Genomic DNA, 22,538 nt, shown 5'->3' on the forward strand with positions numbered 1-22,538 from the left:
TTCCGAGTTCTGCCATGCCCGATATCGCCATCATCGAACACTGCGCCAACGACGACCCGGCCTACCTTGGCACCTGGCTGGAAGCCGAGGGGCTCAGCTACCGGGTCTACCGTATGTATGCAGGAGAAACCTTGCCGGCCGATCTGGCGGCCTACCGTGGGCTGGCTGTCCTGGGTGGGCCGATGAGTGCCAACGACGCCTTGCCCTATTACCCGCAGCTGTTCGGCCTGATCCGCGAAGCGGTTGATGCCGCCAAGCCGGTGATCGGTCACTGCCTGGGTGGGCAGCTGCTGAGCCGCGCCTTGGGTGGCACGGTGCAGGCCTCCGAGCAAGTCGAGATAGGCTGGAGCGATCTGGCGGTGGAAGGGGTGGGGGCTGAGTGGTTTGGTGGTGCAGACCGGCTGCGACCCTTCCAGTGGCATGGCGAGTCCTTCTCCATCCCGCCTGGCGCCGCGCGCATTGCCACTGGCCCGTACTGTGCCAATCAGGCCTTTGTGCTCGATGGTCGTCACCTGGGCATGCAGTTCCACTGCGAGGTGGACGAGACCAAGGTGCGCCGCTGGCTGATCGCTGGCCACGATGAGCTGATACGCAGCGCTTCGCCTGCGGTACAGCAGGCCGAGGCCATCCTGCCTACGCTGGCCGAAACCCTGGTACAGAGCCAGGCCACTGCAGCGGCGATCTACCGTCGTTGGGCGCAGGGCCTGGGCTGAACTTCAATGCCCCTGGGCGGCTAGCCAGCCATAGAGCCGGCTATGGTCGGCCCAGGCGGCATTGAAGCGAAAATGGCGGCAGGGCTGCGGCTCGGGCAGGTAGAAGCGGCCCGGTGCCAGGGCGATGCCGGCGGCGGCAGCACGCTCGGTCAGGTTGCTCGCATCCACCGCCGTTGGTGCCTCGGCCCACAGGAACAAGCCACCCTGCGGCTGGTGAAAGACCCGCCAGCCCAGCTCCCCCAGCCGCCGGCAGACCCTGGCCTGCGCTTCCTGCAAACGCTCACGCAGCCGGTCCAGATGACTGCGGTGGTGGCCGTCGGTCAGCATGGCGAGCGTTGCCGCTTCCATGATCTCCGAACTGGTCAGGCCGGCCGCCATCTTCAAACGACTGGCGCGGGCGACCAGCGCTTCGTTGCCGACCAGATAGCCCACCCGTAGCGCCGGGCTGATGCTCTTTGAGTAGGACCCCAGATAGCTCACCCGTTGCAGGCCGTCGAGCGCGGCCAGGCTGACCGCGTGGCCCAGCTGCAGTTCGGCAAAAGGGTCGTCCTCCACCACTTGGAAGTCGTACTGGTCGGCCAGTTTGAGCAACTGGTGCGCAGTATGGGCGCTGGTAGAGGTGCCGGTGGGGTTGTGCAGGGCGCTATTGGTGAAGAAGGCCACCGGACGGTGCTGCTGGGCCAATTGCGCCAGCTGGGCCACATCCGGACCCTGTGGCGTGCGGGCTACGCCCAGCACCCGTGCGCCATGCCCCAGCAGGGCGGAGATCAGGTTGGAGTAGCCGGGGCTGTCTACCAGTACCGTGTCGCCTGGCTTGACCAGCAGCCGCAGCACCAGATCCAGACCTTGGCTTGCCCCCTGGGTCAGCACGATGCGTTCGGCCGGCGCCTCGATACCCCGCAGTGCCAGTTGCCATTGCAGATGCTGGCGCAGGGCCGGCAGGCCTTGCGGGTGACCGTAGCGGGTCAAGAGCTCACCGGGTGCCTTGGCCAGGTTACGCAGGGCTGTGCGCAGGCCGTCTTCATAAAGCCAGTCGTGCGGCAGCCAGCCGCCGCCGGCCTGCAATTCCAGTTGCGTGTCCTCGTAGACCCGTCGTAACAACCAGGCCTCGTCCACTGGCGCCCGCGCCACCTGTGGGGCCGCGGCCAGCGGCCGCCGGCTGACGAAGTAACCGCGCGCGCGTTGGGCCGCGATCCAGCCGCCGGCCACCAGCCGGTTGTAGGCCTCGGCCACGGTGAAGGGGCTCACCGCGCAAGCCTCGGCCAGGCCGCGCACCGAAGGCAGACGGCTGCCCTCGGCCAAGAGGCCGCGCTCAATCTTTGCTGAGAGCTGCTGGACGATCTGACTGGTTAGTGAGCTGGCAGCTTGGGGGTCGAGTTGCAGCATGATCAACTGTACTGGGTTGAGGGTCTGTACATCAGGCTTGCAAACCGGGCCCGATGTATATGGCTGATTGCCTGAATCATGGCTGATACTGGGTCGCCGTCACAAGTGCCGTGACAAAAGATATTCAGTACAGACCATTACACTACAGCCACGGAGCCGACCATGGGCCACAGCGAGCTAGACCCCCACCAGCAACTCGATGCCTACTGGATGCCGTTCAGCCATAACCGCTACTACAAGCAGCATCACCAGAACCGCTTGTTGGCCAAGGCCGAGGGTAGCTACTACTGGACCACCGAGGGCAACAAGCTCTACGACGCCTTGTCCGGCCTGTGGTGCTGCGGTCTGGGTCATCGCCACCCCAAGCTCGTCGAGGCGGTCAAACGGCAGCTCGATGTGCTGGACTACGGTACCGCCTTCCAGATGGGCACGCCCCAGGTCTTCCAGCTGGCCGAACGCATCGCCGAGGCGGCGCCTGAGGGCTTTGAGCACGTGTTCTTCTGCAATTCCGGCTCCGAGGCGGTGGATACCGCGCTGAAGATGGCGCTGGCCTACCACCGCGCCCGGGGCGAGGCGCACCGCACCCGCTTTATCGGCCGCGAGAAGGGCTACCACGGAGTGGGCTTTGGCGGTATCTCGGTCGGCGGCATGGTGGCCAACCGCAAGATGTTTGCTGCCGGCATGCTGCAAGGGGTGGACCACCTGCCGCACACCCACAACCTCAAGGAGATGGCCTACAGCCGCGGTGAGCCGGACTGGGGCGTGCATCTGGCGGACGAGCTGGAGCGGCTGGTGGCGCTGCACGATGCCTCCACCATCGCTGCCGTCATCGTCGAGCCCATGCAGGGTTCGGCCGGCGTGGTGGTACCGCCCAAGGGTTACCTCAAGCGGCTGCGCGAGATCTGCAGCAAGCACGGCATCCTCTTGATCTTCGACGAGGTGATCACCGGCTTCGGCCGCATGGGCGCCCCGTTCGCTGCCCAGCACTGGGGCGTCACCCCCGACCTGATCACCTTCGCCAAGGGCGTCAACAACGGCCTCGTACCCATGGGCGGCGTGATCGCCACCGGGCAGATCTACGACACCTTCATGACCGGCCCGGAGCACCTGGTCGAGTTCTTCCATGGCTACACCTATTCCGGCCATGCCCTGGCGGTGGCGGCCGCCCACGCGGCGCTGGATGTGATCAAGGAAGAGCACATCTATGAGCGCGTCAACACGCTGGTGCCGGAGCTGGAACGCGTGGTGCATGGTCTCAAGGGCACGAGCAATGTGATCGATATCCGCAACTGTCAGTTGGCGGCTGCAGTGGAGCTGGCACCCATGGAAGGCAAGCCCGGCCTGCGCGGTATCCGGGTGTTTGAAGAGGCGCTCAAGCGTGGCGTGCTGTTCCGCTTCACCGGCGACATCATCGCCATGGGGCCGACCTTTATCTCCAGCCCGGCCGAGCTGCAGCGCATGGCCGACGTGCTGGCCGAATCCATCCAGGCTGCCGGCTGAGCCGGTTCCCGCTCCCCAGACACAGGAAACTACCCCATGGCTAATCTCATACCGCACTGGATCAACGGCCAGACTGTGGCCGGCAACTCGGGCCGCTACAGCGAGGTCTACAACCCGGCTTTTGGCGAAGTCAGCGGCAAGGTCGCGCTCGCCAGCCCGGCAGAACTGAACCAGGCCGTTGCCGCGGCCGCCGCGGCCTTCCCGGCCTGGGCAGCTACGCCGCCGCTGCGTCGGGCACGGGTCATGTTCAAGTTCAAGGAACTCTTGGAGCGGCATGCCGAGGAGATCGTCGCTGCCATCTCGCAGGAGCATGGCAAGGTGCGCGCCGATGCGCATGGCGAGCTGATCCGTGGCATCGAAGTGGTGGAGTTTGCCTGTGGCGCGCCCCACCTGCTCAAGGGCGAGTTTGCCGAGAACGTCGGCACATCGGTCGATAGCTACAGCCTGCGGCAGCCTCTGGGCGTGGTGGCCGGCATCACGCCGTTCAATTTCCCGGCCATGGTGCCGATGTGGATGTTCCCGCTGGCCCTGGTGGCCGGTAATACCTTTATCCTCAAGCCCAGTGAGCGCGATCCTTCGGCATCCTTGCTACTGGCGCGGCTGCTCAAGGAAGCTGGGTTGCCCGACGGCGTCTTCAACGTGGTGCACGGCGACAAGGTGGCGGTCGATGCCATCCTGGACCACCCGGACATCCAGGCGGTCAGCTTTGTCGGCTCCACTCCCATTGCCCAGTACATCTACGCCACCGGCACGGCCAAGGGCAAGCGGGTGCAGGCGTTGGGCGGGGCCAAGAACCATATGGTGGTGATGCCCGATGCCGACCTCGACCAGGCGGTGGACGCGCTGATGGGGGCCGCCTACGGTTCGGCCGGCGAGCGCTGCATGGCCATTTCGGTGGCGGTGGCGGTGGGTGACCAAGTCGCCGACGCGCTGATCGCTCGGCTGGCCCCCAAGGTACAGATGCTGAAGATCGGCGCCTGGGACGCCGGCAACGATATCGAGATGGGCCCCCTGGTCAGCCGGGTCCATCGTGACAAGGTTGCGGGCTATATCGAGGCCGGTGTGGCGGAAGGCGCCAAGCTGGTGGTCGACGGCCGCGGCCATGTGGTGGCCGGTTGCGAGGCGGGTTTCTTCCTCGGCGGCTCCCTGTTCGACGGCGTACGTACCGATATGAAGGTCTACCAGGAAGAGATCTTCGGGCCGGTGCTGTGCGTGGTGCGGGTGGACAGCTACGAGGAGGCGGTACGCATCACCAATGCGCATGCCTACGGTAATGGCACCGCCATCTTCACCCGTGATGGCGATGCTGCGCGTGACTTTGTGGCACGTATCCAGGTCGGCATGGTGGGCGTGAACGTACCCATTCCGGTGCCCATGGCCTTTATGAGCTTTGGTGGCTGGAAGCAGTCGCTGTTTGGCGACCACCACGCCTACGGGGCTGAGGGCATCCGCTTCTATACCCGTCTCAAGACGGTGACGGCGCGGTGGCCGCAGTCAATACGCTCCGGGGCGGAGTTCGTCATGCCCACCATGAAATAGAAGACGATTTGCGGAGGTGTTGATGTCTGCTCAGCTCCCGGCTGAGCCGGGAGTTAAGCAGCAGTTGATGTTCAAGCGGGCTTCGCTTTATTGAGTCCGAGCCCCCGCGGCCCCCCGCCTTCGCCGCCGCGAGCGAGTCTCGCTGACGCTTGTTAGCGAAATTTGGTGGCGTTTGCTTGGGTTCAGGTGGTCGTTCAACGCCCGGCATAGCCGGGCGTTTTGCTGCATATGAAGTTAAAGTGCGCTTTGGCTTTGTTGATTCCATACCCCGCCCCTGCCGCCGCAGGGGAGCCTCGCTACGCTTGGGGCATTGCGCTCCGCTTTACGGATGCCTGGCTCCGTAGAGCCAGCAGCAGGAAATTTTCTGGTCTGAGTTGTTCACTTAATACGACAGCGGTCGGTCGGCCAATCGTTGTGGTGCTGGGGCTATGGCATGCTGCGGGCCTGCGCCTGGGCTTATCCGGTCCGGGCTTTGCCACCTACCGGAGTATCCGCCGTGTCGTTTACCTTGCGCCGTGCCGTTCTTGCCGTCTGCCTGATCGGCAGTGTTGCCTCGCCCGTGTGGGCGGCGAAGAAGCCCAACCCGAGCCCTGCCGACATCATCAAGCAATCCAAGCCGGCCGATTGGCGGGCGCTGGATCTGCAGAACACGCTGGTGATGGACGTGAATGGCAGCCAGGTGATCTTCGAGCTGGCGCCGCGCTTTGCGCCGCGGCATGCGGCCAATATCCGCAAGCTGGCCAGCGAGGGTTACTACGATGGGCTGGCGGTGATCCGGGTGCAGGACAATTTTGTGACCCAATGGGGCGACCCGGCCGATGAGGACACCGCCAAGGCCAAATCCCTGGGTGGGGCCGAGGCCAAATTGCCGGCGGAGTTCTCGATACCCTACAAGGGCCTGCCGATCAGCCGCCTCAAGGATGCCGACGGCTATGCGCCGGTGAGCGGCTTTCTGGATGGCCTGCCGGTAGCGGCCGATCCCAAGCATAACCAGGCCTGGATACCGCACTGCTACGGCGTGATCGGTGCCGGCCGCGGCAATGAGGTGGACAGTAGCAATGGCAGCAGCCTCTACGTCATCATCGGCCAGGCGCCGCGTGCGCTGGACCTCAATATCACCGTAGTGGGCCGGGTACTCAAGGGCATGGAAGCACTGAGCGCCTTGCCACGAGGTACCAAGGCGCTGGGCTTTTACGAGAAGCCGGAGCAGTACGTGCCGATCAGCAAGGTCAAGCTGCTGGCCGATATCCCGGCTGCCGAGCGCCCGGCGCTGGAGGTGCTGCGCACCGACACCGATACCTGGCGCGCGCTGGTGGAAAGCCGACGCCATGCCAGTGGTGACTGGTATGTGCACAGCGCCGAACATGTGAATGTCTGCAACCTGGGCGTGCCTACCCGCCCCATCGAGCAAGCCAAGGGTTGAGCCTGTTCAGGCTCGCTGAGCACCGAGCAAGCGGTCGACGGCCAGCAGGACTTCGCTGGCCGGGGTGACCAGGCGGCCGTCGTTGGCGACCAAAGCATCGCTGGCGGCGCCGTGCACCCAGGCGCCCAGGTTGGCTGCCTGCCAGGGCGCGAGGCCTTGGGCCAGCAGGGCACCCAGCAGACCGCTCAAGACGTCGCCTTGGCCGGCATTGGCCAGGGCTGCACTGCCACTCGGGTTGACGGCCGTGTGGTGGCCATCGTCCACAATGCTGCCGGCGCCCTTGAGCAGCACCGTAGCGGCCAGCCCGCTGGCGAGGCTGCGGGCTGCATGGTAGCGATCTGCCTGTACTGCTGCGGTGTCCACGCCCAAGAGCCGTGCCGCCTCGCTGGGGTGAGGCGTGAGCAGGCAGGGGTGGGCTCGAACTGCCAGGTGGTGCCGCAACTCAGGAGCCCCGGCCAGCAGGTTGAGCGCATCGGCGTCCAGTACCAGCGGTTTATCGCTATCCAGCGCCCACTGCAGCAAGGGGCCGCCGGTAGGGCCGAGGCCAGGGCCGACCACCAGTACGTCGGCGGGGGCTAGCCGTTGCGGCTCGGCCGGCCCCAGCATCAGCTCCGCTTGTAGTGGGTCGACCGATGGTGCCTGTGGGTCGAGCAGTCCCAGCAGCACCTTGCCTGCGCCGGCATGCAGGGCGGCGCGACCCGCCAGCAAGGCGGCGCCAGCCATGCCGGCGCTACCGCCCAGTACCGCGACGGTGCCGAAGCGTCCTTTGTGACTGTCCGTCTCGCGGGGCAGCCGCGTCTTTGCTGCCAACTGACGGCTGCAGCAGATTGGGGGCGGGGTGGTCGTGAGATCCAGGCCCAGCGTATCGCAGTGCAGTTCTCCGACATGATCGCGCGCGGCACCGGTAGCCAGTCCACGTGCCCGGCCGATAAAGCTCAGGGTCCAGCGAGCGTGCATTGCCGCGCCCAGCCGGGCGCCGCTGTCGGCGGCAATGCCGCTGGGGACATCCAGCGCCAGCAGGGGGCGCTGCAGTGCATTCACCGCTGCGATCAGCGTCTTCCAGTCAGCATCGAGCGGCCGGTTCAAGCCTATGCCGAAACCACCATCGATCACCGCGGTGACAGGGTGGGGTGGAATCTTATCCACCACCAGTCCACCGGCGGCTTGCCATTCGCGCCAAGCGGCGGCTGCATCGGCCGGCAGGCGATCGACTTCACCGCGGAACAAGAGGTGGACCGTATAGCCGCGTTGCTTCAATAGCCGGGCGGTGACCAGGGCATCGCCACCGTTATTGCCCGGCCCGGCCACTACCAGCAGCTGCGCTGCACTGCCAAAGCGCTGGCTGACGAAATCGGCAGCGGCCTGGCCTGCACGCTGCATCAGCGGCAGGCCCTGGGCCAGATGCTGCCGTTCCAGGTTGCGTAGCTGTTTGACCGGGTAGTACATGGGGCGGAAGGAGTAGTTGGCTGTGCTAGCCAGCCTAGGCCAAATCCAGCTCGCTGCCCAGCGCCGGCCTTGACACTGCGCAAGCTCCTTGCACACACCCGGGAAGCTCTGCAAAAGTATCGGGAATGCGGCGCGGCTTGGCGTGCCGACATGCATTCTATGTGGTCCCAAGCGCGGTTCCCGAGACTGTTACAGAAAATCCCTAGCGATATGCACACCACGGAAGGCGCCGCTCGCCACCTTTTGATCCTGCATGCCGGCCAATCCGAGGCTGGCCATTGCTACGCCCTGGCACGGGCGGCCTATGAAGGTGCCGCCGGTGCCGAGGGGGGGAGCACGGTCAGCTTGCTACCGGCGCTCAGGGCTGGCCTGGAAGAACTGCTGGCCGCCGATGGCCTCCTGCTGGTGACGCCGGAAAAGTTCGGCTATATGGCCGGCGCGCTGAAAGACTTCTTCGATCGTACCTTCTACCCGGCCCAAGGCAAGGTGGAGGGGCTGCCCTATGCGCTCCTGGTGGTCGCCGGCAATGATGGCCAGGGGGCGGTCACGGCAGTGGAGCGCATCGCCCGCGGCTACCCGTTCAAGGCCGTGGTGCCGGCCACCGTTATTCACGGCGCACCGGGTGAGGCAGAGCTGCAGGCGGCCTATGAGCTGGGCGAAGGTCTGGCGGCCGGCATTGCCATGGGCCTGTTCTGAGCATGGCGAACGACAGCGGCTGGTACGTCTATCTATTGCGCTGCGCAGACGACAGTCTCTATTGCGGCATTACCACCGACCTCACCAAGCGGCTCGCTGTCCATAACGCTGGCAAGGGGGCGCGCTATACCCGTGTGCGGTTGCCGGTGGTGCTGGCCTGGTCCGAGGTATGCGCCGACCGCTCGGCAGCCAGCAAGCGCGAGGCGGCGATCAAGAAACTGCCTCGTTCGGCCAAGCTGGCCTTGCTGGCAGGCTAGGGCGGCCTTTCTTTCCTGCTTGGCTGCGCAAATATCTTGCATAATAAATACATATTTAATACGATGAGCCCACGTAAACCAGCTCAGTGGAGTCCAGCATGCGCAATATCGCCAGCGAGATCGGCATGGAGCAGGTCAAGGCCGTGGTCCATGACTTCTATGCCAGGGTACGCGCCCATAGCGCGCTGGCGACAGCGTTTGCCAAGGTGGCGGATTGGTCCGCGCATGAGGAACATTTGACGCATTTCTGGTGGGTCACCCTGGGTGGCCAGCGCTATCTGGACTACCGCTACGATGTTGCGACCCGCCATGCCGAGGCCGGCTTCACTCCGGACCTGCTGGTGGACTGGCTGGCGCTATTTCGCACCACCCTGGATGACCATATCGCAGCTGAGCTGGCCGAAGGCTGGCTACAGCGGGCCGAGCGGATCGCCGAATCGTTGCGCCTGATGCATGAGCTGGGCCACATCCCCGCCAGACCCAAGCTGGACATTGCCGCCATTCCTCACTGAAGTCTCGAAGGAGCAACACCATGCGCAATCTGCCCCTGTTCCGCCGTATATCGATCTATCTGATGGAAATGTCGGTACTGATCACCCTGACGGGCTTCTACTTCGGTTATGTGGTCAACAATCGGGTGGGTCTCGCTACCCAGGTGGCCGGCCATTTGATGTTGCTGCTTGGCCCCAGCGCAATGAAGTTCGGCTATGTGTTGCGCCTGGCCGTGGCCGAAGAGGGCAAGCGTGCCAACCGCCGGAACGAGGCCTTGGGCGCTGCAACGCTTTTAGCCTTGCGCTAAAAATAGTATTTTATATGCATCTAAATAAGGTGGGTGTTATTCGCCTGGATAACGCAGACCGATCTGGGCGCGGATCGTATCCAGCGCGTCCATTGAGATCAGGGTGTCGGCCCAGGGCATGCGCGGGCTCTCGCAGAGCCCGGCGCGCAGGCAGCGGTTTACTTCCTCGACCTCGTAGCCATAGCCGTTGCCGCGGTGGGGATATTCGGAGGTGGTGCTGACTCCGTCGCGCGTCAGGGTGAGCCGCTCCGGCTTGAAGAAGGGGCTGTGCAGTCTGATGCTGCCGCGCTCGCCCATGAGCGTCGCCTCCCAGGGTGTTTGTGCCCGCAGGCTGCAAAAGCCGCCGGTCATGCCGCCGCCCGCGTGCTGCAGACTGAAGGCGGTCTGCTCATCCACGCCACTCTGCCCAAGCTCTGCCTGGGCGTTCGTGCTGGCAACAGGGCCGAGAAAGAGCTGACCCAGCGCCAGGGGATAGATGCCGATATCGAGCAAGGCGCCGCCTCCCAGGGCCGGGTCGTACAGGCGGTGGGCCGGCTCGAAGGGATGGTGGAAGCCGAAATCAGCCTGCACCGCGTGTACGCGACCGATCTCGCCGCGCGCCACCATGGCCTCCGCCTCTCGTATGGCGGGTATAAAGCGGGTCCACATGGCTTCCATCAAAAAGAGGCCGCGCGCCTTGGCGTAGGTGATCGCCTGGCGAGCCTCACGGGCGTTGAGGGTGAAGGGCTTTTCGCACAGCACCGCCTTGCCGGCTTCGAGGCAAAGCATGACGGCGGCGTAGTGTTGGGCGTGCGGGGTGGCGATGTAGACCACCTCCACCTGCGGGTCGGCCACCAGCTCGGCGTAGCTCGGGTAATGGCTGCGGCTGCCATGCTCGGCGGCAAAGCGCGCCGCCTGCGGGCCGCTGCGCGAGGCGACCGCCTGTAGTACCGCGCCCTCGGTATCGTTGACCGCGATGGCCAACTGGCGGGCGATGCCACCGGTGCCCAGGATGCCCCAGCGTATGGCTTGCTGCATGGTTCTGTCCCCCCTCTGATGGTGTCTTGCCGCCCATGCTAACGGCTGCCTGCAAGGTAGTGGTGGCGGGATGACTACCGCTCTCGGCATGGGCAGTCTGTGGCCAGGCTCACCACAGCGCTTGCACTGTTGCTTGACGTGGCCGGGCCGGCGGCGGCAGACTGCAGCATCCCATTCACAACCACAGGAGAAGTGCCATGCGTCAGATTGATCTTGCCCTCCTGTCGGCCGCTGCCTGAGCTCGTTCCCCCTGTAGTACCCCTGCCGCCCCTGAGCGGTCTGGTCTGATTTCGAACGAATCGTTTTCCAGGTGCGTTGATACGTCCGCCACGCGCGGCCGACTTCCATTTGCCTTCGTCCCACGCGCCCCTTGGCGCCGTGGTTCGCCTGCGCACGGCGCAGGCTTGCAACCTGGAATACAACGACACCATGATCGAATTCGATTTCGAAGTACTGCGCAACATCGGCCTCACACAACAAATCGTCAGCCAACTGGCCTTTCTCGGCCAAGCCGCGCCCGGCAGCCGGCTGATGCGGATTACTGAAGTACAACGCGATTGCCTGCATGCGCATGACGGTGAGCAGGAGCACGGGCTGCGTGCCTTGCCTGGGCTGACCGCCGACCTGCAACTGCAGGGCACCAGCCTGGCAGTGGGCGATTGGGTGGTGGTTGAGCTGCATGAACATGGCGAGCTATGGGTGAGTGAGCGGCTGACGCCCTTTACCCACTTGGCACGTCGGGCTGGTGACGGACGTCGCCAGGCCCTGGTCAGCAATGTGGATACGGCCCTCCTGGTGATGGGTCTGGACCATGACTACAACCTGCGGCGCATGGAGCGCTATCTGGCGCTGGTACAGGCCAGCGGGGTGATGGGCGTGGTGGTGCTGACCAAGGCGGATATCGGTACCGAGGTGGAGGCCCGCATGGCCGAGCTGCATGAGCGCCTGCCGCGCAGCGTGCCGGTCTATGCGGTGGATGCCCACGCCGCAGAGACGGCCGAGGACCTTGCTCCCTGGCTGGGCATGGGTCAGACCCTGGTGCTGCTGGGTTCATCCGGCGCCGGTAAGTCCACGCTGACCAATACCTTGAGCCAGGCAGGGCAGAAGACTGGCGACGTGCGCCGTGGTGATGGCCGGGGCCGACACACCACCACGGCCCGCTCGCTGCATCTGTGTGCCGACGGGGCCTGCATCATCGACACCCCGGGCTTGCGCACATGGCGGCCGGATGCCGATGCCGAGACCCTGGCCTCGACTTTCGAGGACATCGAGGCACTGGCGGTGCAATGCCGCTTCCGCGATTGCCAGCACCTCGACGAGCCGGGTTGTGCGGTACGGGAGGGGATCTCGCCCGATCGCCTGCTCAACTACCACAAGCTGCTGCGCGAAGTACGGCGTGGCCAGCAGACACCCTTGGAGCGCAAGGCCATGCAGGCCAAGTGGAAGTCCATCGGCAAGGCCGGCGAGCAGCGTTCGCGCGAAAAACGGCGTGGCTTCTGACCGCCGGCCGGTCTGCCCGGCCGGCGGGTGCTGCGGTAGACTCTCGTCCGCCGTCCCCGGGGCGCCGAATCAGGCGCCCTGGGTGGCGGACCTCTCTGTCTTCCTGCCGCTTGCCGCCATGACCTTGCCCCAGTCCGAATCTCCCATTTTCCATACCGATGCCGACAGCCTGGATCCCGCCGATTGGGAGTCCTTCCGTGCAATGGGCCACCGCATGCTCGACGATATGGTCGATTTTATGGCCAGCGTGCGCGAGCGGCCGGTATGGCAGAAGATGCCGGACGCCGAGCGCGCCGAGCTGACCGGCGAGGCCATGCCACGTGGGCCGGGCGACCTGGGGGCGACCTACGAGGACTTCCAGCGCCTGGTGCAACCCTATATCACCGGCAATATCCACCCGCGCTTTCTGGGCTGGGTGCACGGTGGCGGCAACCCGGTGGGCGTGTTGGGTGAATTGCTCGCCGCCAGCATGAACGCCAACCTGGGTGGGCGCGACCATGCGCCCATCGAGGTCGAGCGGCAGGTGATCCGCTGGGCGGCCGAGATGCTGGGCTTCCCCAAGGGAGCCAGTGGCGTCTTGGTGACCGGTACCTCCTTGGCCAATCTGATCGCTGTGTTGGTGGCCCGCACCCGCGCCGTGGGCAGCGAGGTGCGCCGCGATGGCGTGGGCGGCCGGCAACTGGTGGCCTATACCTCGACCGAGGCGCATAACTGCGTCTCGCGCGCCATGGATATGGCTGGCCTCGGCACCGCCGCGCTACGTCTGATCCCCTGCACCGAGCTGCACCGCATGGACATGGCCAAGCTGGCCGAGGCGGTGCAGCGAGACCTCGCTGCTGGTCTGCGGCCCTTTATGGTGGTGGGCAGCGCGGGCACGGTCGATACCGGTGCTGTCGATGACTTGGCAGCGCTCTCGGCCTTCAGCAAGCAGCATGGGCTGTGGTTCCATGTCGATGCCGCCTTCGGCGCCATGGCCATGCTCTCGCCCACGCAGCGGCCGCTACTGGCCGGGATCAGCGATGCTGATTCGGTGGCCTTCGATTTCCACAAATGGGCCCAGGTGCCCTATGACGCCGGCTGCATCGTGGTGCGCGATGCGGATATCCATGCCGCGAGCTTTGCCACCCAGCCCACCTATCTGCGCCGTGAGGCACGCGGCTTGGCGGCCGGCCACCCTTGGCCGACCGACTTTGGTCCGGATCTCTCACGTGGCTTCAGGGCACTCAAGGTGTGGATGACGCTGAAGACCTACGGCGCCGACAAGCTCGGCCAGGTGATTGCCGCCAACTGCGCGCTGGCCGCGCAGTTGCAGCGTAGGGTGGAGTTGGAGCCGGAACTGGAGTGCGTCGCACCGGTGGCGCTCAACGTGGTCTGCTTCCGCTTCCTGGCGCCAGGGCATGACCAGGGCCAGTTCAATGCCGAGATCGTGGCCGACCTGCAGGTGGATGGCATTGCCGTGCCCTCGACCACGCTGATACGCGGTGAGCTGGTCATCCGCGTGGCCTTCGTCAACCACCGCACCCGGCCGGAAGACGTCGACATCCTGGTCGACGCCATCCTGAAGGCGGGTAGGGCGCGTCTGGCTAAAATCTAGGCTTGCTCGGCGCTACTTCCAGCGCAGCCGCTCGATCTTGTAGCTATCGCTGGCGGTCGGCTCTACCCCAACAAGGTTGCGGTCGTAGACCACCACCGGCAGCGGGTAGGTGAGGGTGGTGAAGGGCACTTCATCGGCCAGTATCTTCTGCACCTCGCGGTAGTACTGGCTGCGCTTGGCTTGGCTGGTGGCCACCCGGGCAGCATCCAGTGCCGCGTCTGCCCGGCTGTTGCACCAATGAGCGAAGTTGTAGCCGTTCCTGGCAGCGTCGCAGCTGGCGAGGTTGCTATAGAAGCCATCCGGGTCCAATGCGCCGCTCCAACCGCTCAAAAGCGCCGGCGCCTCGCCGGAGCGGGCCTTCTTCACCAGTTCCACCCATTCCACATTCAGTAGCGTCAGCTTGACACCCAGTTTGGCCCAATCGGCCTGGATGGACTCGGCCGTCTGCCGAAAGCTCGGGTTGGTGCCTGAGCCGCCTGGACGTACCCACAGCTCGGCCTCGAAGCCCTGCGGGTAGCCCGCCTCGGCCAAGAGCTTGCGGGCGCGGGCCAGGTCGGGCGCGGCGGGCTTGACTGCCTCGCTACCCCACAGGCTGCGCGCCGAATAGGGCGCGGCCGCTGGTTCGGCGCGGTTGTCGTAGACGCCGCGGACGATGGCGCTACGGTCTATGGCCATTGCCAGGGCCTGCCGCACGCGTTTGTCGTCGTAGGGCTTGCGGGCCACGTTGAAGAAAAGCTGGCTGCTGGCCTGATTGCGCAGCGGGGTGACGCCGAAGCGCGGGTTGTTGTCGAACTTGGGCAGGTCTTGCGGCTTGATGGTGTCTGCCAGCTGGCATTCGCCGGCCAGCAGCTTCTGCGCCCTTACCGCCGGGTCGGGCACGGTGGCGAGTATGAGCTTGGGTATGGCGGGCTTCTGCCGCCAGTACTGCGGGTTGGCCTCGTAGCGCGCCTGAGCGCCCTTGTCGAACTTCTTGAGCAGATAGGGCCCGGTACCGACCGGCTGGCTGCCGATCAGCTGCGGTGTGCCGCGGGCATCGAGCTGCTGGCCGTATTCGGCCGAGACGATGGCCAGGGCCGGGTGGGCCAGCCGCTCCAGCAAGGGGGCATAAGGCTGGTTCAGCGTCAGCCGCACGGTGTAGTCATCGAGTTTTTCGACCGCTTTGAAGAGGTGCTGCCAGTCGCCGGCATTGGCGTAAGGGAAGCCGCCTGGAGCCGCCTTGGCACCCGGATGGGCAGGGTCGATCTGCCGTTGCAGGGTCCACAGCACGTCGGCGGCCGTAAAGTCGCGACCGGGCTTGAACCAGTCGGTGGTCTGCCATTTCACCCCACGACGCAGGTGGAAGGTATAGACCAGGCCGTCGGGCGAGATGTCCCAGGATTGCGCCAGACTGGGTGTAAAGCGGAAGGGGCCTGGCTCGTATTCGATCAGGTTGTTGTAGAGCTTGGCGGCGGAGGCCTTATGGGTGGCGTCGTTGGCGCTCTGCGCCGGGTCGAAGCTGTCGGGGTCGGCATCGGCACAGACCACCAGGGGCTTGGCGGCTGCCAGCGCGCCGGTGGCGGCGAGCAGCATCAATAGGGAAGGCAGGGCGCGCATTGCGGTTCCAGGGCTTGCAACAGGATGACCATATCGTAGCCGAGCCTATGGCTGGGCTTTATATTCTAATTGGCAATTAAAAATTAATTTTTAATAATTATTAAACATAAATAGAGGGGGCTACAGTGCACTCACACCACTGCAGGTCGCACGCCCCGGGGGCGATCGGAGGTGGCAATGCCATCGACCGTAAACCAGCGATATTTTAGGAGTGCACGCCATGTTGAAGCAGCTCAAGCAATATACCCTCGCCGCCGCTCTTGCCACAGCCGGCCTTCTGGCCCAGGCGGAGGACGCCGTGACCATTGCCTACCAGACCACGGTGGAGCCGGCCAAGGTGGCCCAAGCCGATGGCGTGTATGAGAAGGCCACCGGCAAGTCTATCCAGTGGCGCAAGTTCGAGAGCGGTGCCGACGTGATCACCGCTGTAGCCTCGGGCGACGTGCAGATTGGCTATGTCGGTTCCAGCCCGCTCGCTGCCGCCGCCAGCCGCAGCCTGCCCATCCAGACCTTTCTGATCGCCGCCCAGATCGGTACGGCCGAGGCGCTGGTGGTGCGTAACGGCAGCGGCATCAGCAAGCCGCAGGACCTGCAGGGCAAGAAGATCGCCGTGCCCTTTGTCTCTACCACCCACTACAGCCTCCTGGCCGCGCTCAAGCACTGGAAGATCGATACCGGCAAGGTACAGATCCTCAACCTCAGGCCGACCGAGATCGCCGCCGCCTGGCAGCGTGGTGATATCGACGCGGCCTATGTCTGGGACCCGGCGCTCGGTACCGCCAAGGCCAATGGCAAGGTACTGATCAGCTCGGCCGACGTGGCCAAGTGGGGGGCGCCGACCTTCGATGCCTGGATCGTGCGCAAGGATTTTGCCGACAAGAACCCGGACTTCGTCACCCAGTTTGCCAAGGTGACCGGCGAGTACTACGCCCGCTACGAGAGCAACCCCAAGGCCTTTGGCGCCGACAAGGCCAATACCGACAAGATCGCCCGTATCACTGGCTCCAAGCCTGAGGAGGTGGCCGAGCTGCTGGCCGGTAACCGCTACCCCACGCTCAAGGAGCAAGCCACCCTGCTGGGTAACGGCACGGTACAGGCAGTCGCGGCCACCTCGGCCTTCCTCAAGGAGCAGGGCAAGGTCGATGCGGTACTGCCGAACTACGCCCCCTATGTCGAGGCCAAGTTCGTCAAACAGGCCAGCGCCGCCAAGGTGGCCAGCAAGTAGGACCTCGGCCGCTGAATCCCACCTTCATGTCAGCACATATGGCCGCAAGGCTTATGGGCTGACAGTCCCTTCGATAGGAATACGTCATGAGCAGCCTGCAGCTGGAGTCGGTCTCGGTACGCTATGAGGACCATGCCGCACCGGTACTGGACCGTATCTCGCTGGCCGTGGGTAACGGCGAACTGGTGGTGGCGCTGGGCCCCTCGGGCTGCGGCAAGACCACCTTGCTCAATCTGATGGCCGGCTTTGTGGCGCCAGATAGTGGCAGCATCAGCCTCGACGGTGTGCCGGTAGAGGGACCATCGGCCGAGCGTGGCGTGGTGTTCCAGGACGACGCGCTGTTGCCCTGGCTGGACGTGCTCGGCAACGTGGCCTTCGGGCTCAAGCTGCGTGGGGTGCCGCGCGCCGAGCGGGAGGCCAGGGCGCGTGAGTTGCTGCATCTCGTGGACCTGGCTCAGCACGCCAGTCAACCGATCTGGGCACTATCCGGCGGGCAGCGCCAGCGCGTGGGCATTGCCCGCGCCCTGACAGCCGACCCGCGCGTGCTGCTGCTGGATGAACCTTTTGGCGCGCTTGATGCGCTCAACCGCGAGCAGATGCAGGCCTTGCTGCTCAGGGTCTGGCAGGCAACCGGCAAGCAGGTCTTTTTGATCACCCACGACATTGAAGAGGCCGTGTTCCTGGCGACCGAGCTCTTGCTGCTGTCGGCCCGGCCTGGGCGCATCGTCGAGCGTATCAAGCTCGACTTTGGCCGCCGCCATGCGGCTGGCGAGTCGGTGCGTCGCATCAAGTCCGACCCGTCCTTTATTACCGTGCGTGAGCAGGTGCTGGCGCGGGTGCTGGGCACCGAGCTGGAGGCTGCATGACGATGTATGACCCTATTCTTCCGGCGTTGTACGAAGACAGTCAGCCCGAGCCCGTGCGGACCAAGCCTACCCTGCGCCATACACCCTGGCTCAGCACCACCCAGCTGGGTCTCGTGACCGTGCTGGTATTGCTGCTGGCCTGGTGGCTGGTGAGCTGGCAGGGTTGGGTGGCGCCGCTATTTCTGCCACCGCCACAGGCGGTGCTGGCCAAGGGTTGGCTGCTGGCCACCCAGGGTTATATGGAGGCGACGCTATGGCAGCATCTGGCGGCCAGCCTGGGCCGTATCGGCCTGGCTTTGCTGGCGGCTGCAGCCTTGGGCGTGCCGCTGGGCATGGCCATCGGCCTCAACCGCTGGGCGCGCGGCATACTCGACCCCCTGATCGAGCTGTACCGGCCCATCCCGCCCTTGGCCTATCTGCCCCTGATCGTGATCTGGTTCGGCATAGGAGAACTCTCCAAGGTGTTGCTGATCTTTCTGGCCATACTCGCGCCCATCGTGATCGCCACTGCCAGCTCGGTGCGTGCGGTTGACGGTAGCCGCTTGCGTGCCGCCCAGTCATTGGGCGCCACACGCTGGCAACTGCTGAGCCAGGTGGTGCTGCCCAGCGCCTTGCCGGACATCCTGACCGGCCTGCGCATCGGCCTCGGTGCCGGCTGGTCCACCCTGGTGGCGGCCGAGCTGGTGGCGGCCACCCGTGGTCTGGGCTTTATGGTGCAGTCCGCTGCGCAATTTCTGGTGACCGATGTGGTGGTGTTGGGTATCGCCGTCATCGCCTTGGTCGCCTTCTCGCTCGAACTGGGCCTGCGTGCCCTGCAACATCGTTTCGTGCCCTGGCATGGCCGGGGCTGATCCAAACACAAGCAGAGTCTCCCCATGACGTTAGGTATCACCCCGCTTACTCCTGCCATCGGTGCCCTGGTTGAGGGGCTGAACCTGGCCGAACCACTGGCCGACGCGCATCAGGCTGCCATCAGCCAGGCCTTGCTGGAGCACCAGGTGCTGTTCTTCCGCAAGCAGCCGATCACGCCGCGGCAGCAGCGTGATTTCGCCGCCCGTTTTGGCGACCTGCATGTGCATCCGATCTATCCCAACATCCCGGAGCACCCGCAGATCATGGTGCTGGATACCGATGCGAACAATCTGCCGGACAATGACAACTGGCACACCGACGTCACCTTTATCCAGACCCCACCGCTGGGGGCCATCCTGGCGGCCAAGCAATTGCCGCCCACCGGTGGCGACACGCTATGGGCCAGCGGCATTGCTGCTTTCGAGGCGCTGTCCAAGCCTTTGCAAACTTTGCTTGATGGCCTGCAGGCCGAGCATGACTTCGTCAAATCCTTCCCGGCCAGCCGTCATGCCATCACCCCCGAAGCCGCCGCCCATTGGGAGGAAACCCGCCGCAAGCACCCGCCGCTGCTGCACCCGGTAGTGCGCACCCACCCGGTCAGCGGACGTAAGGCTTTGTTTGTGAACGAGGGTTTCACCACCCGCATCGTGGATCTGCAGCCCAGGGAGAGCGAAGCACTGTTGGCCTTCCTCTACGCCCATGTGGCGAGGCCGGAATTCACCTTGCGCTGGCGGTGGGAGCTGGACGATGTGGCGTTCTGGGATAACCGGGTGACGCAGCACTATGCGGTCGCGGACTATCTGCCGGCGCGGCGCATCATGCATAGGGCGACGATCTTGGGGGATAGGCCGTTCTGACCGTAGAAGGTCATTGAGAGGGCCACCCTCCTAGAAGGGGGTGTTTAGCGGCTGTCGCCGCGTTATCCGCACCCCACCCTAAACTGCACGAGGTGCGGATAACGCGGCGACAGCCGCTAAACGCTTTTGGACGATGGACTACGAGCGCTGGTCCGTACCTCCAAACCAGTCTGCATCCGGCAACTTCCCGAATACCCGACGCAAACCGGACCCCCATTCCTTACGCAACTTGTTGAAGTAGGGATCATCCGCATCGATGCGGTGCGGTGCAGCGCGGGTGAAGCTGTCGCGTTCGTACATGAGCATGTCGATGGGCAGGCCCACCGAGAGATTGCTGCGTATGGTCGAGTCGAACGAGATCAGCGTGCACTTGGCGGCTTCGGCCAAGGAGGTGTCGTGGTCTACCACCCGGTCGATGATGGGCTTGCCGTACTTCGACTCGCCGATCTGGAAGTAGGGCGTATCGATGCCGGCTTCGATGAAGTTGCCTTGCGGGTAGATATGGAATAGCCGCGGACCTTCGCCGCGGATCTGGCCACCGACCAGGAAGTTGGCGCCGAAGTCCACGCCCTGGCTCTGGGTGGCGGTGCCGGCGTCACGGGCGACCACTTCCTTGACCGTGTTGCCCACCAGGGTGGCTGCGTCGTAGAGGGTGGAGACGTTGTGCAGGTTGACCGCGTCGAAGTCCAACCGTTGCCGCAGCAGGCTCACCACGCTCTGGGTGGTAGCCAGGTTGCCAGCGCTGAGCAGCACGATCAGGCGCTGCCCCGGCAACTCGAAGAGGTGCATCTTGCGGAAGGTGGCGATGTGGTCGACCCCCGCATTGGTGCGGGAATCCGAGGCGAACAACAGGCCGGCTTTGAGCCGCATGGCAACACAGTAGGTCATGGTATGGCGAGGGAGCGAGTGATTCCGCCCAGCTTAGCCCAGCCAGGCGGGGGCGGGGTGAGGATTATTGCTGAGCCTGCCCCTGGCTGACCTGCACCATGGCACGCATGGCCTCCAGCCCGCCACCCACGCGCACGCCACGTACCGGGCAGGCATCCAGATAGTCCTGGCCCACGGCCAATTTCACATAGCGCTGGTCGGCCAGGCACTGGTTGCTCACGTCGTAACCCAGCCAGCCATCCTCCAGCCAGACCTCGGCCCAGGCGTGGCTGGCCACATGTTGCACATCGGCGGCCAGGTAACCGCTGACATAACGGGCCGGCACGCCCAGGAGGCGGGCGCAGGTGACGAAGACCTGGCTATGGTCCTGGCACACCCCGTTGCGGTTGGCAAAAGCTTCGGCCGCCGGCGTGGCAGCGTCGGTGCTACCGGGGGTGTAGGGCATATGCTCGCCGAGCGCCTGCATCAGCTGCGCGAGGCCCGTCTGCCTGTTGGCAGCCAGGGGTTCCATGAATTGCCCAGCAAAGCGGCTGATTGCGGCGTCGGCGCGGGTCAGGGCGGAGTCGCGCAGGAACAAGGGCGGTGGCAGGCCGTCGTCCTGCTCTGGCGAGGGCGGCTCGTCCAGGGTCTCGACCCGGCCGCGGGCATGGAGACGGATCTCGCTATGCGGCTGGTCCAGGGTCAGCACATGCAGCACATTGCCGTAGGCATCGAGACCCTGGCTCGCGCGGGCCGGCAGGGTCAGCTGCCAGTCGATGATGCGCAGGCGGCGGCCGGCACGTGGCGTGAGCCGCAGGTATTGGGTGCTGCGCGCCACCGGGGCGTCGTAGCGGTAGATGGTCTCATGCTCGATTTCGAGGTACATCCGCGTCCTCTCCGGCTAGCAACTGCACCTGCCAGTAGCCTACATCCACCCAGCGGCCGAACTTCAGGCCCACCTGCTCGAACATGGCCACCCGCTTGAAGCCCAGCTTTTCGTGCAAAGCGACACTGGCTGCGTTGGGTTGGGCGATGCCGCCGATCACCGTGTGCAGGCCGCGCGCGCGCAGCAAGGCCAGTAGTTCGCTATACAACTGGCTGCCCAAGCCGCGGCCGCGTGCGGCGGGGGCCAGGTAGACCGAGCTCTCGACCGCGTAGCGATAGGCACTGCGCACACGCCAGGGTGTGGCATAGGCGTAGCCCAGAAGTTCACCATCTTCTTCCGCCACCAGCCAGGGCAGGCCGGCCTCGGTCACCTTGGCCATGCGCTGCCGCATCTCGGCGGCGTCTACCGGTGTTTCCTCGAAGCTGATGACGGTATCGAGGATATAGGGGTTGTAGATGGCCGCGATGGCCTCGCTGTCATCTACACGAGCCTGGCGTATCAAGCGGGTGTCGGTGGCGATCATGCGGCCTCCAGGTAGGCTTGGGAGATTGCCTCGCTGATCCTGGCCGAGCGGGCCAGAAAACCGGTCAGCCAGTCGTGCAGGCCCAGTGCCAGGATCTCGTCGACCGAGCCGTATTCCAGCTGTACCGCCAGCTTGCCGGCCAGTTGCTTGACGTGCCGGCCGGCATCGAGCGCGCCTTCGGCGGCCTCGATTTGCGGCAGGATCAGGCGGATCTCGTCGCAGCAGGCACGCAGCGAGCGCGGTACGTCCGGGCGCAGGATCAGGAGTTCGGTGACCCGCCGCCCGTCCAGGCTGTCGCGGTAGGCGGCATGGTAGGCCTCGAAGGCCGAGAGCGAACGCAGGAGCGCGCTCCAGGCGTAGAAGTCCGGCGCGCTCTCGGCTGGAGCATCCACCGGCATCAGGCTGGCGTGAGCCGGTTCGATCAATTGTGACTTTACGTCCAAGAGGCGTGCGGTGTTGTCGGCCCGCTCGATAAAGGTACCGAGCCGGATAAAGCAGTAGGCGTCGTTACGCTGCAAGGTGCCGTAGGTGGCGCCGCGAAAGAGGTGCGAGCGCTCCTTCACCCAGTCGAAGAAGGCGGACACGCTGGGTATGCCCCGCTGCGGCATCTGCCGTGCCTCCAGCCAACTGGCATTGATGGCCTCCCACATCTCGGCGGTAATCTGGCCGCGTACCGCGTGGGCGTTCTCTCGGGCGAACTTGAGGCAGCTCAGCACCGAGGTCGGGTTGTCGAGGTCCAGCGCCATGAAGTTGAACAGCCGGTCGGCGTCCAGCTTGGTGTGGCTGGCGTGGAAGGCATCCAGGCTGCCTGTGACGGCCAGCGGCGCGGCCAGCTCGGTCAGTGCGCCACGGGTCTGTGGTAGCAGCGAGAGCGAATGGGTCACGTCCAGCATGCGGACCAGGTTCTCGGCCCGCTCCAGGTAGCGGCTCAGCCAGTAAAGTTGGGCGGCGGTACGGGATAGCATTCAAGCCTCGCTTTGCTGCCGGGCGGCACGGGCC

The 22,538-nt window shown here is 65.0% G+C and carries 22 protein-coding genes; 14 read left to right on the top strand and 8 right to left on the bottom strand.

The features are described 5' to 3' along the window. The first annotated feature begins 14 nt into the window (after positions 1-14). The gene (locus VIM95_RS02410; RefSeq protein ID WP_331982585.1) at positions 15-713 is read left to right on the top strand and encodes a type 1 glutamine amidotransferase; all 699 of its coding nucleotides are present in this window, start codon (positions 15-17) and stop codon (positions 711-713) included. 3 nt (positions 714-716) lie between these two features. On the opposite strand, the gene VIM95_RS02415 is transcribed toward VIM95_RS02410, so the two are convergent. Continuing rightward, positions 717-2,099, bottom strand: coding sequence for a PLP-dependent aminotransferase family protein (locus tag VIM95_RS02415; protein ID WP_331982587.1), 1,383 nt, complete (start codon positions 2,097-2,099; stop codon positions 717-719). Positions 2,100-2,261: 162 nt separating this feature from the next. On the opposite strand from VIM95_RS02415, the gene VIM95_RS02420 reads away from it, so the two are divergent. The 3 genes from VIM95_RS02420 to VIM95_RS02430 all read left to right on the top strand — a co-directional run bounded on the left by VIM95_RS02420 (position 2,262) and on the right by VIM95_RS02430 (position 6,561). Then, the gene (locus VIM95_RS02420; protein WP_331982589.1) at positions 2,262-3,599 is read left to right on the top strand and encodes an aspartate aminotransferase family protein; all 1,338 of its coding nucleotides are present in this window, start codon (positions 2,262-2,264) and stop codon (positions 3,597-3,599) included. Between the two features lie 36 nt (positions 3,600-3,635). Next, entirely contained in the window at positions 3,636-5,138 is a 1,503-nt protein-coding gene (locus VIM95_RS02425) for a CoA-acylating methylmalonate-semialdehyde dehydrogenase (RefSeq protein WP_331982591.1), read from the top strand. Positions 5,139-5,634: 496 nt separating this feature from the next. Next, positions 5,635-6,561 (top strand): peptidylprolyl isomerase, encoded by a 927-nt coding sequence (locus VIM95_RS02430; protein WP_331982593.1) that lies wholly within the window; start codon positions 5,635-5,637, stop codon positions 6,559-6,561. A gap of 6 nt (positions 6,562-6,567) precedes the next feature. Here the strand turns inward: VIM95_RS02430 and VIM95_RS02435 are convergent, their stop codons facing one another. Beyond that, on the bottom strand, positions 6,568-8,007 hold the full coding sequence (locus tag VIM95_RS02435; protein WP_331982595.1) for an NAD(P)H-hydrate dehydratase: 1,440 nt from the start codon (positions 8,005-8,007) through the stop codon (positions 6,568-6,570). Positions 8,008-8,217: 210 nt separating this feature from the next. On the opposite strand from VIM95_RS02435, the gene VIM95_RS02440 reads away from it, so the two are divergent. The 4 genes from VIM95_RS02440 to VIM95_RS02455 all read left to right on the top strand — a co-directional run bounded on the left by VIM95_RS02440 (position 8,218) and on the right by VIM95_RS02455 (position 9,759). Then, a complete protein-coding gene (locus VIM95_RS02440) occupies positions 8,218-8,703 on the top strand; it encodes a flavodoxin family protein (protein ID WP_331982597.1) in 486 nt (161 codons plus the stop codon). 2 nt (positions 8,704-8,705) lie between these two features. Further along, a complete protein-coding gene (locus tag VIM95_RS02445; RefSeq protein ID WP_331982599.1) occupies positions 8,706-8,960 on the top strand; it encodes a GIY-YIG nuclease family protein in 255 nt (84 codons plus the stop codon). 98 nt (positions 8,961-9,058) lie between these two features. Beyond that, positions 9,059-9,472 carry a group III truncated hemoglobin gene (locus VIM95_RS02450; protein ID WP_331982602.1) on the top strand — a complete coding sequence of 138 codons (414 nt, stop codon included), beginning with the start codon at positions 9,059-9,061 and terminating at the stop codon, positions 9,470-9,472. Between the two features lie 20 nt (positions 9,473-9,492). After that, positions 9,493-9,759: a hypothetical protein gene (locus VIM95_RS02455; RefSeq protein WP_331982604.1), complete on the top strand. Its 267-nt coding sequence runs from the start codon at positions 9,493-9,495 to the stop codon at positions 9,757-9,759. 36 nt (positions 9,760-9,795) lie between these two features. Here the strand turns inward: VIM95_RS02455 and VIM95_RS02460 are convergent, their stop codons facing one another. Beyond that, positions 9,796-10,776, bottom strand: a complete 981-nt coding sequence (locus VIM95_RS02460; RefSeq protein ID WP_331982606.1) for a Gfo/Idh/MocA family oxidoreductase — start codon at positions 10,774-10,776, stop codon at positions 9,796-9,798. A 429-nt stretch (positions 10,777-11,205) separates the two neighbouring features. Between VIM95_RS02460 and rsgA the strand changes: the two genes are divergently transcribed. Both rsgA and VIM95_RS02470 read left to right on the top strand, forming a co-directional pair. Further along, positions 11,206-12,276 carry a ribosome small subunit-dependent GTPase A gene (gene rsgA / locus VIM95_RS02465; protein ID WP_331982608.1) on the top strand — a complete coding sequence of 357 codons (1,071 nt, stop codon included), beginning with the start codon at positions 11,206-11,208 and terminating at the stop codon, positions 12,274-12,276. A gap of 82 nt (positions 12,277-12,358) precedes the next feature. Further along, a complete protein-coding gene (locus VIM95_RS02470; protein WP_331982611.1) occupies positions 12,359-13,870 on the top strand; it encodes a pyridoxal phosphate-dependent decarboxylase family protein in 1,512 nt (503 codons plus the stop codon). A 12-nt stretch (positions 13,871-13,882) separates the two neighbouring features. Here VIM95_RS02470 and VIM95_RS02475 read toward each other — a convergent pair whose 3' ends face one another. Further along, positions 13,883-15,463, bottom strand: a complete 1,581-nt coding sequence (locus tag VIM95_RS02475) for an ABC transporter substrate-binding protein (RefSeq protein ID WP_331982613.1) — start codon at positions 15,461-15,463, stop codon at positions 13,883-13,885. Positions 15,464-15,683: 220 nt separating this feature from the next. Here VIM95_RS02475 and tauA point away from each other — a divergent pair, with 220 nt between their 5' ends. The 4 genes from tauA to tauD all read left to right on the top strand — a co-directional run bounded on the left by tauA (position 15,684) and on the right by tauD (position 19,263). Then, positions 15,684-16,688 carry a taurine ABC transporter substrate-binding protein gene (tauA, locus tag VIM95_RS02480; protein WP_331982615.1) on the top strand — a complete coding sequence of 335 codons (1,005 nt, stop codon included), beginning with the start codon at positions 15,684-15,686 and terminating at the stop codon, positions 16,686-16,688. Positions 16,689-16,774: 86 nt separating this feature from the next. After that, the gene (gene tauB / locus VIM95_RS02485) at positions 16,775-17,554 is read left to right on the top strand and encodes a taurine ABC transporter ATP-binding subunit (RefSeq protein ID WP_331982617.1); all 780 of its coding nucleotides are present in this window, start codon (positions 16,775-16,777) and stop codon (positions 17,552-17,554) included. Next, positions 17,551-18,405: a taurine ABC transporter permease TauC gene (tauC, locus tag VIM95_RS02490; protein ID WP_331982619.1), complete on the top strand. Its 855-nt coding sequence runs from the start codon at positions 17,551-17,553 to the stop codon at positions 18,403-18,405. The genes tauB and tauC overlap by 4 nt, the downstream gene beginning before the upstream one ends. 24 nt (positions 18,406-18,429) lie before the next feature. Beyond that, positions 18,430-19,263 carry a taurine dioxygenase gene (tauD, locus tag VIM95_RS02495; protein WP_331982621.1) on the top strand — a complete coding sequence of 278 codons (834 nt, stop codon included), beginning with the start codon at positions 18,430-18,432 and terminating at the stop codon, positions 19,261-19,263. A 138-nt stretch (positions 19,264-19,401) separates the two neighbouring features. On the opposite strand, the gene VIM95_RS02500 is transcribed toward tauD, so the two are convergent. The 4 genes from VIM95_RS02500 to VIM95_RS02515 form a co-directional block, all read right to left on the bottom strand. After that, positions 19,402-20,133, bottom strand: a complete 732-nt coding sequence (locus VIM95_RS02500; RefSeq protein WP_331982623.1) for a proteasome-type protease — start codon at positions 20,131-20,133, stop codon at positions 19,402-19,404. A gap of 82 nt (positions 20,134-20,215) precedes the next feature. Then, positions 20,216-21,016: a transglutaminase family protein gene (locus VIM95_RS02505; protein WP_331982625.1), complete on the bottom strand. Its 801-nt coding sequence runs from the start codon at positions 21,014-21,016 to the stop codon at positions 20,216-20,218. Continuing rightward, positions 20,994-21,539: an arsinothricin resistance N-acetyltransferase ArsN1 family B gene (locus VIM95_RS02510; RefSeq protein WP_331982627.1), complete on the bottom strand. Its 546-nt coding sequence runs from the start codon at positions 21,537-21,539 to the stop codon at positions 20,994-20,996. Before VIM95_RS02510 ends, VIM95_RS02505 begins: the two co-directional genes overlap by 23 nt. Continuing rightward, positions 21,536-22,504 (bottom strand): alpha-E domain-containing protein, encoded by a 969-nt coding sequence (locus VIM95_RS02515; protein ID WP_331982629.1) that lies wholly within the window; start codon positions 22,502-22,504, stop codon positions 21,536-21,538. Before VIM95_RS02515 ends, VIM95_RS02510 begins: the two co-directional genes overlap by 4 nt. Positions 22,505-22,538 lie beyond the last annotated feature (34 nt).

Origin of the sequence: Chitinimonas sp., from assembly GCF_036568685.1 — a bacterium.
In the GTDB taxonomy this organism is placed as follows: domain Bacteria; phylum Pseudomonadota; class Gammaproteobacteria; order Burkholderiales; family Chitinimonadaceae; genus Chitinimonas.